Genomic DNA, 15,490 nt, shown 5'->3' with positions numbered 1-15,490 from the left:
GGTGGAAATGTCAATAATTTTAGAAGATAAAGAAATTAAAGCTGCATATGAAATATTAAAATCCACAAAAGATGCAGGAATGTTTACAATTATTTTTAGAGACCAGTTAGGCGACATCATCAACGAAGATGAAGAAGACATTCTCCTTGATATTGAAGATAGACTGATCAAAGACGGTTGGGTTTTTCAGGATCTAAAAAGTCGGCTTTTAACACCCACAGATAAACTTTTAGCTTGTTATGACTAATTTTTATGTAAGTAACTTTATTAGTTATCAATATAAATGGCAAAACTTAATATTTCAAGAATATAAAAAGCTTGAAAAATAGATTAATCAACTTATTAAGGAATTTTTATATGAAATTTAGAGTATTCATCAGTGAGACAAAAATTTATATAATGAGACGTAAGTGAGACAAAAATTGAATTTTCATATTTTATAATCCCTATAAAAAATGGTGCATAAAATGGTGCATAATTTCTGTGATGTATAAAATCAAAATAATGTAGATCATGGCGCAAAAGATCAAAATATGGCGATAAAGTAGCCCATAAATAAAGTCAGTTATCAAATCGTTGCAATAATATTTTAACTCGTTAAAATGAATAATTTTTTATTTTTAAGGTACTGTAAGGGAATTTTTAGTTGTTTCCGGTTTAGTGCAGAAATTTACAAAATCACAAGCATCACAAGTTCTTTTATCTGGATTAGGATTCCATGAAGACTTTATTCCTCTTCCATTAACTTCACATACAACACTGTTTTCAATTTCAGCTACAACCTTATCAAATTCATCTAAAGAAGTTTCAATTTGTTCATTTTCTACTTGAAGAATACGTATAGAACGTTCATTTTTAAATGTTACTAAGCCCAAGAAGTTTTTCTTTAAAAGCTTTTTATGTTATATAGTTACAGAATAAGATGTATTTCATAAATTCTGTACTTTCATAACAGAATTATTTTACAGTTATATATTAACAGAAAAGTAAATATAGTAGTAATTCTGTATATGTATAACAGAAGTGGTTTTTATGAAAGCAGAATCTCACATTAAAAGAGCAGAAAACATCAAAAAGAGTATAGATTTACTCATATCAGAAGAAGGAGATGTAGGCTCAATAGTAGAATTAGTTTATGGATGTTCAATGCATTATCTCTCTTACGGATGTGAAAAAAGATTTGGTACACATAAAGATATACATACAGGACTCCAAAAATTCTTAAGAGAAAGAAACGAAGAAGACATGGCAATTGCATTTGGAGAACTGGATACTATCAGAATGGGACGTTGGTATGGTGGTAAAGGTAATGGAGAAACAATATCTAAAGTCCTTGAAGTATTAAATGATATTACTCGGTGGGCTTATGAGCGTTAAAGACGCTGCATATGAATTAGCACGAAATTTGAAAGACATAAAGGGTATTGAAGCAGTTATTCTTTTTGGTTCAGCAGTAAAGAATGAAATACATAAAAAAAGTGATATTGACATTTTTTTAATGTTTAATTTACAAGGTAAGAATCCTGAAATAGGAGAAGAAGGACATGAAACTCAAAAAATTGCAATTAAAATCGAAAATAAATATAACCTTCAAAATCCATTTTCATTCGTATTCTTTAACAAAGGCGAATCAATAGATTCAGATTTCCTCTGGGAAGTAGTTAAAGATGGTATTACTCTCTATTGTAAACCAGAATTAATTTTAGGCCAAAAAGATTTCCTAAAACCTGCAGCTTTTATATCTTATAGTTATGGAGAAATACCACAAAAAGACAAAATGTTTGTTAAAAGGCAACTTTATGGTTACAAGATTAAAACAGAGCACAAAGGTAAAAAATACACAAGTGAAAGGGAAGGAATTGTTTCAAAATACGGTAAAAAAATGGGAAGAGCAACATTTATGATCGAAGCTGGAAAGACAGATGAGATAATAGAATTATTTGATGAAAAACAAGTGAAATACAGTCTAAATAAAATATGGATTTGAATAACTGTTCTTTTTACAATTTTATGGAACTGTAAGCGAATTTTTAGTTGTTTCAGGCTTAGTACAGAAATTTATAAAATCACAGGCATCACAAGTTCTTTTATCTGGATTAGGATTCCATGAAGACTTTATTCTGTGACCATTAACTTCACATACAACACTGTTTTCAATTTCAGCTACAACCTTATCAAATTCATCTAAAGAAGTTTCAATTTGTTCATTTTCTACTTGAAGAATACGTATAGACCTCTCATTTTTAAATGCCAACAAAAACTATCAAAAACTACGTTTTTGATGCACAGAAAATGCGAAGCATTTTCTTTAGCTATGTTTTTGTGGCCGCAAAATCACAGATTTTGCAGGCTTTAGATTAGGTGCCTTGGATTTATAGTTCCATTTAAGCAAGTTATTTAAGTCATTTGTAGATGGCATTATATCTGTACTTTTATCTTCAACTTCCATTTTAAGTTCCCTTAAATCCTCTTTAAAAAGAGATAATTCATTAAGATAGAAAAGAATTCCAGTTAAAACTGGACGAGATTCAGGCTGCATTGAGCTTAAAGAAAAAATAATAAATTACAACTCTAAAGTTCTTTTTTATATAATTAAAATATAAATAACTAAATATTACTAATTAAAAATATATATTTATTATACTTAAAATCCGGTGAAATGATGAAAAAAGAGTTAAGTTTTTTAATTGAGGGCATTATCCTTATTTTAATTCTCACTGATATAATTTTATTAACTTTAATCGCCTTTTTTAATGTAGACCCTAATATTTATACATTAATTGTATATTTTGATTTAATTGTAGTTTTGATTTTAATTCCTGAATTTATATATCGTTTATGGAAATCTGATGATAAAAAAAAATTCCTACTTCATAATTGGACTGACATTATAGGAATGATTCCCGAGATTTTGGTAGGGCCCATCAGTACTATTTTTAGATATTTCCGATTGATAAGAATTATACGGATTTTAGCCCTCTTCAAGAAAGAGATCCGACATTTTTTAGAGTTTTTACATAAAACCAAAATTGATTATGGACTATTAATCGTGCTAATTATATTATTGACAAGTACAACTCTATTTTTCTTTTTTGAATTTAGCATAAATGATGACGTGAATAGCTTTGACGATGCATTTTGGTATTTGTTAGTAACAGTAACGACAGTAGGTTATGGAGACATCACCCCTACAACTTTTCATGGGCGTTTAATTGGATTTTTAATAATGATAACAGGAATAGGATTTATAAGCTTTTTAACAGCTACAATTGCCTCAAGATTTGTTAAAAGTACAAAAGATGCTAGATTGGACAATGTTAACAAAAAACTAGATAAAATCCAATCTGAACTAGATGAAATGAAAGAAATTATTAAAAAAATCGCGAAATAAATGCGATAAATAAACCATTTTACAAATAAATCATCAATTTGATAATGTTTTGTAGAAGAGAGGTGGATATGATGTTTGAAACATGGGTATGGAAATGTATACATATGAAATGTGAAAATACTGAAAATGGTAAAGAAGGCCAATATTGCCCTGAATGCGGTAAAATACTACATAAAGTTGATTCAAAAGAAGCTAAAAAAATAAACATTAAAAAAGCTAAATATAAATCAGACCCCAATTGGTTACGTAAAGAAGGATTAAAAAGACAGAAATCTGTAAGAGTTGCAAACATAATTGCTCCTTTAACTGGATATGATAAAGAGTCCCGCAGTAATGTAGTTGTAATTCCTGAAAAAGAAGGATTAAAGTTTAATAGGAAAGGCATATTCATGAGAGGAAGTAGAGGGGAGCAATTTGTGAGATATGCAGACATAATCAGCATAGGATATGGTAAAAAAGGATTAGTCTTGGGTAATGTTACAATTATGACTCCTGGAGGAAAAATTAAAATTAAAAATGTCCCACCAAAAGAGGGCAATAGATTTGTTTCTGGTATTCAACAAAAAATTATGGGAGTTAAATCAAAAGCTAATGAATATAATACAACACAAAAGCAAATTAGCCCCATGGATGAAATTAACAAAGCAAAGAAATTGTTAGACAACGGTATAATAACTGAAGAGGAATTCAATAAAATTAAAAATAAATATATAAATTATTAATCATTTTATAAATGATAAAGATAATATTTTAAATCCTCGATTTCTTAAAATAATTATCCTGGCGGATGACATGTTTTACAAGGACGATACCCTGCGTTTTTTGCTTCTGTAACACTGTTGAAAGTTATTAAATTTTCACTATGAATTCTTTTTGCTGATGCACATGATGGATAATGGTAAACATCTGAGTTAACGCTCCCCACAAATGTTCCAGTTGCACTTGAAGATGATAAACTTGTCGAACTCTTACTATCAGAACTTGAATTGGTATCAGTAATACTTGGGCTTGAAGAACTGGACGTATTATTATTTGTTGTTTGAATAGCCGTATCTGTATAATTATATGTTGGAGTTGTTGAATCACTGCCGGAATTAGAACATCCTGAAATTCCAATAACTCCCAAAATCAAAAATATAATCAGAATAGACCCTAATTTTTTCATTTTTTTTCACCTTTTAAAAATAGGATTATGGTCTGCAGACTTTACAAGGCCTATAACCACATGTACGAGCCTGTGCCTTACTTTTGAAATATATTTTATTGTAAGACTTTATTTTCTTTACATATCTACAATAAGACTTGTGATAAACATTAGAGTTGATACTACCAACATAATTACCCTTATATGCAGCATTAACAGTAATTTTACTAATTGAATTTATAGTTACCTCTGAAGTAGTTGATACCTCATTTTGAAGATTAGGCATAACAAATACAGCTAAAACTAAAACACCAAATAATGCAATTATACGTTTATCCAAAAAATCATCTCCCTTATGCTTTATAAGATTCCTTTTGATAAACGTAATAATATTATTTACTATCACCTGCAAATAGAAAAACTTATTAATTTAAATAGTTTTTTAATATGTTTATAGAGTTTAATGATAATTTGGAGAGATATATACTCCATATTTAATATTATAATATATATTTTACTTCTTTTAATAAATGGCAAAATAATTTATCATACAATTACCCAAATAAAAATTTATATTTTACAATTTTTATTTTCTCAACTTAAAATAAATTAACACCAAAATCTAAATGTAATATAAATGGTTAGTATATGAAAACAAGAGCTCATGTCATTGTATCTGGCCGCGTTCAGGGCGTATACTTCCGCGGAAAAACAAGAAATGAAGCCAAAAAACATGGTGTTAATGGCTGGGTTCGAAATCTCCCAGATGGACGAGTTGACGCAATGATTGAGGGCGAAATGGACAATGTAGAGGGACTCATTGATTTTATGGGTCGAGGGCCTTCTTATGCCAAAGTTACCGATCTAAAGCTTGAATGGCTTGAATATACTGGAGAATTCAGGGATTTTAGGATTCTTTATTAAAAAGAGATTTAATTGTTTCCTTTCTCCCAAGCTCAAAAACTCTCAAAATCCATAGGATTTTGGAGCAGCAAAACCGAGGGTTTTGCATGTTTTATATTTTGAGCGAGGGGTTTTTTGATCAAGCACTCGAAAATCTTCGATTTTCGGTGCCCCAAACACGTAGTGTTTGAGGGGTTTTTTTTGAAAAAAGGTTGGATTTTAGGATTCTTTATTAATTTATTTGACTATTTTTTGATTACCTATTCGAATACACTCCAAAGTTCGAATTAACATCACTATCACAAACTAAAATTACAAAATTATTAGGATGAATAATAAATGAAAATCATTTTATACTAATTAAATCCATATATCATAATAGAAAATTGTACTAAATACTATAATGATAAAATGAACCCTAAAGACTCCCCTGAAATCATTTTAAATGAAATTAATAAGTTAAAAGATATTAATAAGAAATTAGAATCTGCTTTAAAAGAAAATAAAAGTTATAATAAAGAACTTATTGAAAATGAGCAGTTTTTATCCGTTTGTGCTCTGGAATTAGTGGAACTTCCAGAGGATATGGATATTCATGATTTTCTTGCCTCAAAATTAAAAGAAGTGTTTCCAGAATCCACCATAGTAGTTACTTCCTATGATGAACATTCTAATCATTTTGTTTTAGCCAGTATTACAGGAATTAAAGAAAAAGAAGCTGAATTATTTGAAAAACTTATGGGCAAAGGTTTCATGGAATCTGAAGCTGATTTTAATAAGATGAACAAAGAACTAAGGGATGATCTCTTCAATAAAACCTTAAATGAGGTTGAAGGAGGATTATACATTGCCACAGGACAGATATTTCCTAAGAATCTTTCTAAAATGGCGGAGAAAATAATTGGCATTAAAAAAGTTTATGGAATGGGCTTAACATGGAATGAGAAGCTTTATGGATCAGTTGTTATCGTTTCATTAGGTGAAGACATTATTAGAAAAAAGGAAATTGTAGAAACACTTGTTTCCATGGTTTCTGTGGCTTTTCAGCGAAAAAAAGCCGAAAATGAAATGAAAAATGCCTTAAAAGAGAAAGAACTGCTTATGAAGGAGATTCATCACAGATCTAAAAATAATCTTATGATAATCTCATCATTATTAAACCTGAAATCTCAAAATATAAAAGACCCCCATGCTCGTGCTATCCTTAAAGAAAGCCAGGACAGGGCTAAGTCCATGGCTTTAATACATGAACATCTTTACTCTTCAAAAGATCTAAAACGTATTAATTTTGGAGAATACCTCAGAACTCTTGCTTTAAATCTGTTTAAATCATATGTAGACAATTCTAAACACATCAAACTAAATTTAAACATAGAAGACAGCATGTTAGATATCAATACTGCAGTGGCTTTAGGATTAATTACCAATGAACTCATCACCAACAGCATAAAATACGCATTTCCAAATCCAGATGAAAATGAAGGTGAAATAACCCTTGAATTTCATAAATCCAATGATATATTCATTCTCATAATTAAAGATAACGGAATTGGATTTCCTGATGATTTAGATTTCCATAATAGTCCTTCTATGGGATTAAAGATTGTTAATATGCTTATATCCCAAATTGATGGCGATATAAAATTAAATAATGATAATGGGGCTGAATTTATAATTACTTTTGAAGATTTGTACTGATTATACATTTATTTATATCTTATCTAAAAACTCCTAATTAGAAAGGTGAATTAAAAAAGAGTATATCTATTAACTACTATTAATGAGTCCAATGAAGCTTGTTTTGCACAAAACATCAGTTAAAATTAAGGTTGAATAAAATTTATCTGATAAATGCTTATTTTTTTGATGATGAAGTAGGTTGACTTTTATCACTGGCCCAGAAATACTCTGCTATTCCTATACCCGTTGCTACAGATGATCTTGACCAAAAAATTGCAGCTTTCGCTGCTTCACTCATTCCTAAGTCTTTTGCCACACTACCTAAAGCTTCAAATGGAGCGAAAGGAATTCTATGTATTTCTCCTACTGCAGCATGACCTAACGAATATGTTACTACTTCTTCAGGAAAACTTGCAATACCTCCCAACGAAGTATTATCTGATAAATATCTGAGGGTAGGTAAGTAACGATCAAACAAAGTATGGCCCCATTCATGTATATCCGTTCTTCTTTCAGCAATCAAATCAACTAAATCATGTCTTCCTAGTTTCTCATATTTCAAATTCGCATCTAAATTTTTGTTGCGAACAAATGATTCATAACCCTTCCGAATTCCTATTCTGTCTAACCAACGCCCAATACGGCCCGAATAAGGACCTAAACTCTCGCCCCTACTTGTCGATCCACCCAAAGTTTTCACAAATCCTGGAGATGCGACATAATTAGCCATTGCTCTAAATGTAGCACCCAAAGCACCTCCTGTGACAAAATCTATACCAATTGTCCTTGGTGATACTGGATCTATATACTCAGGAAACATTAAATGAAACCCGCCGCGTAAAAACAATCCGGAAAAAGCGCTTGAAGCACCGTAAAGCGCAAAAGATTTTGCTATGCTTAGGGTTGCTGTTCCCGCTCCAAAGATACTTGCTCCTCCTGCAGCATATATAATGCCCTCGCCTGCCAATATGCTTGCGGCACCAGCTAATCCGCCGCCAATAACATTTACAACCGGCCTCCATATCCCTGCGGCTCCCTGATACTTCTCAAGATGATTAATACTATCATAGATACTATAACCTGTTCCAGCTATTAATCCGCCTATCACAAAAATTCCAACGATGACTGGGATAAGTTCTCCATTTGGGTCAATATTGTTTACAGGATTTTGTGCAGCATAAACATATAACGAGGGAGAGTCTGCATAACCTTGTGGATCGCAAGATAAGAAAACTCCATTTAGAGGATTCATCAATCTTCGCTTGGAGAGGTACAATCCTGCAGATGATAAAAGCTTTTCTCCTCCAAAAAATGGGTCAATTCCAAAATTAGAGGCCACTAATGCATCTCCATTTGAATCATAGATTTCAGGAACACCAAAAGACTTGTATCTATATGTCTCTAACAAATCTCCATTAGTATCTGCTAAGCCCCATAAATTATACTTGTTATCAAAAAGAGTATAATGTGTTCCCATCCCAGAATGATAGGCTATAGGCACGCCTGTTACTGGGTGCATTGAAATTTGCCTTGAAGCAATCCCATTTTCATTTTCCTGCTCCACAAAACCACCCAGATAATTGAGTGATTTATCTGGTTTATTTAACTCTTTGATAATGCTTGGCCTGCCAAATGCATCATACTCAATTTCACAAACTTCATTTATGCCAGATTTTATTTGAACAACTCGCCCTAATGCGTCCACTTCGTATTTAAATACACCATCACTTTCAAGTGTTCCATCTAAATGATAACTATAATCATTTGTTCCGTCATTTTTTATTCTATGACCTGAACGGTAAGTATAGTTTTTATCAACACTTCCTGTTTCAGTATACTTAGTACGGGCATCAGATGAATCATATTCAAACTTTTCTTCATGAGCAGCACCTGCAGATGCAACTTTTAGGGTGTTAATAGCAATGTCATGTTCAGCTTGTGTTGTGGCATCTGGAACTACGGCATCAAAATTATCCTTTGTATTTACAAGCCTGTTTTTATTATCAAACTCAAAATAACTGATCTTTGATTTTTTCCCTATAATGGCTTCAACATGCATTCTATTTGCTTTATCATAACGATATTTAATTTTCTCATCCAACCCTGTAGGACTGTTTATTGCTAATTCAACTAAACGCTTTCTTTCATCATACTTATTAGCAATCTTTAGGCCTCCTTGATAACTAGCCTCCCCTAAATAATTACCGCTTGGTTTTAATGATGCAATTAAATTAGCTCCTGCACCTAATGAACCGTTAGTAATTTCTTCAATTGTAGTTATTATGCCGTTGAGGTCATGAGAATATTTTTCAATTCTACCATCTGGCCATATTTTTTCAACAGTGCCATCATTATCATCATAATTGCACACAATATCATTTTGGTGTGTTCTTTCTAATAGCAAGCGACCCCTACTGTCATATTTACGCACTATTTTATTTTTCCCAGTTTTTGCAGAAACAACCCTGTCTAAACCATCATAAGTGAATTCATGTGTTTTTAGTTGATTTATGGATTTGGGCACTCCAGTATTTTTGATGCTCAATAAACGATTTGCACCATCATAGCCATATTCAAATTTCACTCCACTTCCTAAAACTTCTTCTTTAAGTTGTCCAATGTCATTGAAGACTCTTGTACTCGAAAATCCATTTGGATATTCAGTTTTGTAGAATCTACCTACACTATCGTAATGATATTTTGATATTTCTCCTGTTGGATCTATGTAAGCATTAACGCGGGACATATTGTCAAGAATCCATTGATGAGTTACAGATAAACCGCCAACGTCGTATGTTTCACTAATTAGATCGTGAAACGAGTTATAAGTGGTTTCTTTAATAATTCCTAAATAGTCAGTCTGGCTGACCACCAAATTCCTATCGTCATATTTTTCTATGAATTTAGTTCCATCCGGTTCAATAGTTTCTATTCTTCTATTTCTTGCATCATAAACGTATTTTTTTGAAATAAGAGAAACTGAACCATCCGGTTCTTTGTGATAACTGTCTGTTTGAATTAAGTTACCATTTTTATCATAGGTATTGCGTTCTTCATTTCCCATTGGGTCGATCTGAGCTAATAACTGCCCTAATCCGTCATACTGGAAAGTTTTAACTCCACCTCTATTATCAACTATTTTTTCTATCTGGTCTAATTTGTCATAATAAAAAGTAGTTATCACATCAATTGCAAGATTTGGATCATCTGCAAATGACTTTTCAATTGTCTTGATTTGTCTGTTTTTTTCATCATATTCATAAGATTTTTTTGAAAGTAACCGGTTAGTCCCAGATCCATCATCGCCGATGATTTCTTCACTTAATAATAAATCATTTTTTCCCCATTCATGTAATTTTTTTGTGCCATTGGGAAAAATAATTTTCTTTAATCTGCCAAATCCATCGTAACCATAAATGGTCGTTGCTTTATATGAATTAACTTCTTTTATCAAGCGACCACTTGTATCATATATATGATTTACAGAAAGTGTTGTCCCCTCTGTGCCTTTGACTTCTTGATGTGTTAGCAAACCTCGTTCATCATATATTTGTATAATTAGACTATCATCTGGGTTTATAGTTTTAAGTGGATAACCTCTAAAATCAGAACAAACCCTAATGTCTCTCTTTTCATTTGTATTGCTGCTTAAATGATATTTTGTGGGATAACCTAAAACATTTCTTTGGAATTTATCAATGATATGATTCCCTGCAATATTTGGATCATTAAAACTCCCTTTTGGATTGTCAATAGCACTCAACTTTTTATCTGAGTCATAATGCATTATATGCTCAGCCGATATGCCATTTACCGGCGGTAAAATACTTTTTTCAATCAACCCCAATGCATTATAAATATTCTTAGAAATATTACCATTTCCATCTATCATTTCAGATTCATAGCCATAGGAATCATATACAATGTAATTCTCAATATTTAGGCCATTTACATCAAATATCTTTTTTATTAATCTGCTTTTTTCATTATCTTTTATTCCATAAACCAGTTCATGACGTGTTCCATCTGGAAGGATTATTGCTTCAATTTGACCTTTTTGATTATTTTCAAGTAAAGAAATACAATTTTGGATTGTTCCATCCAGAAGAGTTACATCAGGGTAAATTATTTTCTCTAGTTTTCCAGTGTTGGTTGGTGAAGCAGGATTGTTATCAAAATCATATTTATATTCTGTTTTCATATGAGATTCGTTTGTTTCTTCTGTGAGCAACTGGTAATTTGGTTCATATTTTCCTCGCCAAACAATACGGCTTGGAGCTGGGGAAAAAAGTGATGAAGTCAATTCTTCTTGAAGCAGTTTTCCTCTCATTCTAGGATCAGCATTGGTAAAATCATAGGTTAAAATTTCACTGCTTCCATTAGGCTCGATTATTTTGGATAAATTGCCTTGTTCGTCGTACTCATACTGCAAGATGACCACTCTAAATGTTTTATCTTTATTTAATCTAAACCGCTCATCCAGCAAGTCGCCGCGATAATTGAAAGTATAAGTTTCCAGTCCGAAATCAGGATTTAATACTTCTACCCTAACTGCAGGAATATTAATATAAAGAGAATTTGAGGGAACGTATTGAAGTTGTGTGTATTGATACTGAAATAAAAAACCCCCATATAACTGTTCTTTTATTCTTGCATAGCTCCAGGATGCTGGATCTTCTTCATATTTATTTTCAAGATATATCCTGCCTTCAGAGTCTTCAATTCTTATAATATTATTTTTTAGTTCTGGAAGTATGGAATATTTGTCATAATAGTAAACCCTATAGCTGCCATGGGGCTGATCTGTTGTTGGGGGTGAATTAACATAAACAAGTTGCTCAGTTTCCTCATTATATTCATAAGTGTATTTTCTCCCAGCGTGATCTGATACTTCTGTGATAAATCCATTAATATCATAATCGAAACGCAGATACCTATTATCATCATCTTTAACTTCTATGATTTTATCTTCAGTCCCATAGGTATATTGTAATTTATTTCCATGGCGGTCCTTTATCCAAACCAAAGGAATTCTTTCACCATCTATCCAGCCAAAAGGGCGTTCAAAACGCATAACTACGCCGCCTTCAACTTTTAACTCGTAAGTCTGTGTGAGCCCTGCAACCCTTTCTAATTGTTCAAAAACACCCCTTGGAGGTTCAAAACTGGCACCATTATTTATGAATATATCTTCATGTAAATTACGCCATAAGGCTACATTACCATCGCTAAGTTCCCTGAGATAAAGATTATGATTATGATCCCAATTCCAGCCTAAAGGACCAAAAGCAGGCGCTCCACTACGGTAAATTCTGCTAAAAGTCATTGGAAGTATTGTATTGGGAAGATCCAGGTCATTTTCTTGAAGATAAAAAATACCGTTAAAAATATCAACAGGCTCTCCTGCATCTTTTTGTTGTTGTGGACTCTCATCTGCATGAGTAGGATGCTGTTCTCCTTCAGGAGGTCTGCGCTCTTCTTCTGTTGTTGATAGAGTGCCACTTCCAGTTAAAGTTTCGCCACTAACTGATGAAGGAGGTGGATGCGCCCCCTGGGATTCTGCTGAATCACCTTCAGGAGGTATGTTGGAGGTAGGTGTTTCAGGTGAAATATTAACCGGTGCATTTGCTTGTTTTATTTCGCACGCTTTATCTGCATTAGCCCAAAAATTTTTAGTTACATCAAATCTACTGCCATTTGGATTTTGTTCAAGATAAGCATTGAAAAACCCAATTGCCTCACAAGGATCAACATCTACAAATGTAGAATTAGCTCCATATGACTCCCCCTCATACTCAAATTCATTTGCATCATTTGGTACAGTTAATTCAAACGTGTATATTTCCTCATTTTCGTCTGGCATTCATTCTCACCTTCAACTTAATAAATGAATGGCACTGATTGTAAATTTTCCATTCAAAGGGATTCTCATCCGTACAAAAAAATTAGTTCAAGCTCTTATTCCATTTTCTGAGGATTTATCATCTTTCATTTTTTTTATCAGTTTCTTTATGGAATTTAACACCAACTGATTGAAGTTTTAATTTGTAGATTCTTTCTTCGTTAATTCCAGTTATTTTGGCTAACTTGGCATTCTGGATTTTCATGATATCTTGATTTGTGATATTTTTTGCATCTTTTTTTAAATGTTTTTCCAGTTTTTGCATGCTCTCTTTTGGTAAATCTTTGACTGCTGACTTATTCAATATTGATCGTCCCATTTCAGTTTGCCGTAGTTTGTATTCAAGCTGCTGTGCAAAAAAATCAGTTTCAATGAACTTTTGTGGTTTTAAAAAAGGATCATTCATACTTTTGATGGTTTCGGCCTTAATAAAATTGCTTAATTCATTTACCTGACGAATTAATGATTTAGAATCCGAAGCTGCGTAATCTTTCTGTATTTTATCATTACCATCTTTCAGTAAACTAACCTCGTTTTGCGCAAGATTGTCTGATAAATTATTTCTGACATTTTCAAATCCAGTTGATAAAGACTCACCGCTTAATACCTTACTTTGCAAATGTGAAGGTATCGCTCTTATTCCAACTACCACTTCCCCCTTATATGGGAGTTCAATCAAATCAGAAGAACAACAACATAATCCTCTGGTAGTTATCAACATAACCTCTTCTTCTCCAGTTTTTACAGTTGGTGTGGTTGATTTTAGGTTAACTTGAAGCTGCCTCCTAGCGGATCCTCCCCATCCTTGAATTGTCATAGCAGGACAATTATAAACGCAATCTGAAACTCTATAGCAATTATGTCCTTGAGCTTCAACGTTTATATTCAATGAAGCTCTGTTTGGTGTAATGACAACATCACTAGAGCCATGATCAGATTCATTAATTAAATCATCGTAACTTTCAATTATATATCCTGAAGGGGCATTATATGTTACACTGTCTTCAAATTTCTTAGAAACAAAACATTGATAATAAATATCCCAGCAAGTGGTTTCAACACATGTTCTTCCCCAATTATATTTTTCTGCTTTAATATCTTGATTTGTAGGAATTGGAGCATCAACATGCGCTAGTTGTGTGACCTCCGATTTTCTATCGTAATCCATTATTTGTGTTTTAGTAAGATGACTGGTATCCAACCTCAAAGAAACACAAAAGTCTTTTTGCTCTTTGGAGTGAGCTACAATCATAAAAAATTCCTGAATACCATCTATAGGTCTTGGGCCTTTAACAAAGCCAGTTGGTTCTTCAAGTACGTGGGGACGGGGTTGAATAAAAAATACTACTCTGTTTGTTCCTAAATGATAGCTATCCAACAAATGATACATTTGAGATATTTGAGTAGAAAAAGAAAAAGATTCTCTTTTCTCTTGCCCTACGTCGCTAGATCTTGATGACATGCTTTCTTCTGAATTCATTCTTTTTGTACCATGCTCTCCTTGCTTAGAACCCGAAAGGTTTATGCCACCACCAGTACCTCCATAACTAAAATTACTCCCATAACCAAAACTCTCTCCCATGTCAATATCAAAAATTTCTTGAGATTGAGCTGATCCACCAGATTTAGTTATGTTAAGTGATTCTAGAGAACGGGATTGTTTTTCTTTAGTATCCGTAGCTAATTCATAAAGTTCTCTTTTTTTGGGTTCAAAATCTAGAAAAAAAGGATGATCTTTTAATTGAATTTTTTCTTCAGGATCTTTTGGACCTACAACTACTTGTAATATGGCACCATGACAGGGATTATATGAATTAAGAAGTTCTGTTAATCCAGGGATTGTTTCTACATTTAGTCCGTCCCAATTTATTTGACCTTGGATTTCTTCATCAAGTGGCTGATATCCTGTAATGGTTGCTGTAACTTTTAAATAAGTAATGTTATAATCTGGCAATAATTGACAGTCATCTCCAGGGACGTACTTAAAAACAGCTAAAGAACTCTGCCACTTTGATGGCAATATATCATCACACACTTTCCTATCAATCATATCTTCTGTAACACATATACGTTCCCACGGAATATCTGTTGGCAAATTTAGTTTAAAGTTTGACATTATACTCCTCCTTTAGTAAATGAAGTCACTACCTGGTAATTTTTTAGGGATTGAAATTATTATCCCCTATTATTTTGATACTGTTTACTCACAGTCATTTATAATTACAAAAAAATCTTGGTGACTTTTATCACTAAAATAATATTATCTAAAAATATGACACAAATTACTACTTATAAAAACATATTTAATTTATGAGAATCCTTTATTCTCGTATAAAAAAATTAAAGTAGCCTTAATTATAATCAAATTGAAGCTAAAAAGGAGATATGATGATAAATGAATCTATTTTTACTTCGCCATATCTACATATAACGAAGTTTGTATATTTTCAGTTATAATTTTAAGTAAAGA

General features: G+C 32.2%; 14 protein-coding genes. 7 read left to right on the top strand and 7 right to left on the bottom strand.

Translation table 11 applies throughout. From position 1 onward, the window contains the following. Nucleotides 1-7 precede the first annotated feature (7 nt). Nucleotides 8-247 carry a hypothetical protein gene (locus HZC47_10260; GenBank protein MBI5681266.1) on the top strand — a complete coding sequence of 80 codons (240 nt, stop codon included), beginning with the start codon at nucleotides 8-10 and terminating at the stop codon, nucleotides 245-247. Nucleotides 248-620: 373 nt separating this feature from the next. On the opposite strand, the gene HZC47_10255 is transcribed toward HZC47_10260, so the two are convergent. Continuing rightward, the gene (locus HZC47_10255) at nucleotides 621-875 is read right to left on the bottom strand and encodes a hypothetical protein (GenBank protein ID MBI5681265.1); all 255 of its coding nucleotides are present in this window, start codon (nucleotides 873-875) and stop codon (nucleotides 621-623) included. Nucleotides 876-1,032: 157 nt separating this feature from the next. Between HZC47_10255 and HZC47_10250 the strand changes: the two genes are divergently transcribed. After that, nucleotides 1,033-1,377, top strand: coding sequence for a hypothetical protein (locus HZC47_10250; GenBank protein ID MBI5681264.1), 345 nt, complete (start codon nucleotides 1,033-1,035; stop codon nucleotides 1,375-1,377). Beyond that, entirely contained in the window at nucleotides 1,367-1,987 is a 621-nt protein-coding gene (locus tag HZC47_10245; GenBank protein MBI5681263.1) for a nucleotidyltransferase domain-containing protein, read from the top strand. The genes HZC47_10250 and HZC47_10245 overlap by 11 nt, the downstream gene beginning before the upstream one ends. Nucleotides 1,988-2,008: 21 nt before the next feature. On the opposite strand, the gene HZC47_10240 is transcribed toward HZC47_10245, so the two are convergent. Together HZC47_10240 and HZC47_10235 are read right to left on the bottom strand one after the other, a co-directional pair. Next, nucleotides 2,009-2,254: a hypothetical protein gene (locus tag HZC47_10240; protein ID MBI5681262.1), complete on the bottom strand. Its 246-nt coding sequence runs from the start codon at nucleotides 2,252-2,254 to the stop codon at nucleotides 2,009-2,011. Nucleotides 2,255-2,308: 54 nt separating this feature from the next. After that, nucleotides 2,309-2,539, bottom strand: a complete 231-nt coding sequence (locus HZC47_10235) for a hypothetical protein (GenBank protein MBI5681261.1) — start codon at nucleotides 2,537-2,539, stop codon at nucleotides 2,309-2,311. Between the two features lie 123 nt (nucleotides 2,540-2,662). Between HZC47_10235 and HZC47_10230 the strand changes: the two genes are divergently transcribed. Beyond that, complete coding sequence (locus tag HZC47_10230; protein ID MBI5681260.1) at nucleotides 2,663-3,391, top strand: ion transporter; 729 nt, start codon at nucleotides 2,663-2,665, stop codon at nucleotides 3,389-3,391. 44 nt (nucleotides 3,392-3,435) lie between these two features. Continuing rightward, nucleotides 3,436-4,113 carry an SHOCT domain-containing protein gene (locus HZC47_10225; GenBank protein ID MBI5681259.1) on the top strand — a complete coding sequence of 226 codons (678 nt, stop codon included), beginning with the start codon at nucleotides 3,436-3,438 and terminating at the stop codon, nucleotides 4,111-4,113. A gap of 53 nt (nucleotides 4,114-4,166) precedes the next feature. On the opposite strand, the gene HZC47_10220 is transcribed toward HZC47_10225, so the two are convergent. Together HZC47_10220 and HZC47_10215 are read right to left on the bottom strand one after the other, a co-directional pair. Next, entirely contained in the window at nucleotides 4,167-4,556 is a 390-nt protein-coding gene (locus HZC47_10220) for a hypothetical protein (GenBank protein ID MBI5681258.1), read from the bottom strand. A 25-nt stretch (nucleotides 4,557-4,581) separates the two neighbouring features. Further along, nucleotides 4,582-4,821: a hypothetical protein gene (locus tag HZC47_10215; protein MBI5681257.1), complete on the bottom strand. Its 240-nt coding sequence runs from the start codon at nucleotides 4,819-4,821 to the stop codon at nucleotides 4,582-4,584. 362 nt (nucleotides 4,822-5,183) lie between these two features. Here HZC47_10215 and HZC47_10210 point away from each other — a divergent pair, with 362 nt between their 5' ends. Then, a complete protein-coding gene (locus HZC47_10210) occupies nucleotides 5,184-5,459 on the top strand; it encodes an acylphosphatase (protein ID MBI5681256.1) in 276 nt (91 codons plus the stop codon). 390 nt (nucleotides 5,460-5,849) lie between these two features. Then, on the top strand, nucleotides 5,850-7,136 hold the full coding sequence (locus HZC47_10205) for a sensor histidine kinase (protein ID MBI5681255.1): 1,287 nt from the start codon (nucleotides 5,850-5,852) through the stop codon (nucleotides 7,134-7,136). 157 nt (nucleotides 7,137-7,293) lie between these two features. Here the strand turns inward: HZC47_10205 and HZC47_10200 are convergent, their stop codons facing one another. Next, the gene (locus HZC47_10200; GenBank protein ID MBI5681254.1) at nucleotides 7,294-12,981 is read right to left on the bottom strand and encodes an RHS repeat protein; all 5,688 of its coding nucleotides are present in this window, start codon (nucleotides 12,979-12,981) and stop codon (nucleotides 7,294-7,296) included. A 118-nt stretch (nucleotides 12,982-13,099) separates the two neighbouring features. After that, nucleotides 13,100-15,136, bottom strand: coding sequence for a hypothetical protein (locus HZC47_10195; GenBank protein ID MBI5681253.1), 2,037 nt, complete (start codon nucleotides 15,134-15,136; stop codon nucleotides 13,100-13,102). Nucleotides 15,137-15,490: the final 354 nt, after the last annotated feature.

Source organism: Methanobacterium sp. (assembly GCA_016222945.1).
In the GTDB taxonomy this organism is placed as follows: Archaea; Methanobacteriota; Methanobacteria; order Methanobacteriales; family Methanobacteriaceae; genus Methanobacterium_D.
The sequence above is the reverse complement of the archived record's forward strand: the minus strand, read 5'-3'. Positions and strand labels throughout refer to the sequence as shown.

Excerpts from the sequence above, each read along its gene's own strand:
- HZC47_10260 (MBI5681266.1), top strand. The coding sequence starts at position 8 with ATGTCAATAATTTTAGAAGATAAAGAAATTAAAGCTGCATATGAAATA.
- HZC47_10250 (MBI5681264.1), top strand. The coding sequence starts at position 1,033 with ATGAAAGCAGAATCTCACATTAAAAGAGCAGAAAACATCAAAAAGAGT.
- HZC47_10245 (MBI5681263.1), top strand. The coding sequence starts at position 1,367 with ATGAGCGTTAAAGACGCTGCATATGAATTAGCACGAAATTTGAAAGAC.
- HZC47_10235 (MBI5681261.1), bottom strand. The coding sequence starts at position 2,539 with ATGCAGCCTGAATCTCGTCCAGTTTTAACTGGAATTCTTTTCTATCTT.
- HZC47_10230 (MBI5681260.1), top strand. The coding sequence starts at position 2,663 with ATGAAAAAAGAGTTAAGTTTTTTAATTGAGGGCATTATCCTTATTTTA.
- HZC47_10225 (MBI5681259.1), top strand. The coding sequence starts at position 3,436 with ATGTTTTGTAGAAGAGAGGTGGATATGATGTTTGAAACATGGGTATGG.
- HZC47_10220 (MBI5681258.1), bottom strand. The coding sequence starts at position 4,556 with ATGAAAAAATTAGGGTCTATTCTGATTATATTTTTGATTTTGGGAGTT.
- HZC47_10215 (MBI5681257.1), bottom strand. The coding sequence starts at position 4,821 with ATGCCTAATCTTCAAAATGAGGTATCAACTACTTCAGAGGTAACTATA.
- HZC47_10210 (MBI5681256.1), top strand. The coding sequence starts at position 5,184 with ATGAAAACAAGAGCTCATGTCATTGTATCTGGCCGCGTTCAGGGCGTA.
- HZC47_10205 (MBI5681255.1), top strand. The coding sequence starts at position 5,850 with ATGAACCCTAAAGACTCCCCTGAAATCATTTTAAATGAAATTAATAAG.
- HZC47_10200 (MBI5681254.1), bottom strand. The coding sequence starts at position 12,981 with ATGCCAGACGAAAATGAGGAAATATACACGTTTGAATTAACTGTACCA.
- HZC47_10195 (MBI5681253.1), bottom strand. The coding sequence starts at position 15,136 with ATGTCAAACTTTAAACTAAATTTGCCAACAGATATTCCGTGGGAACGT.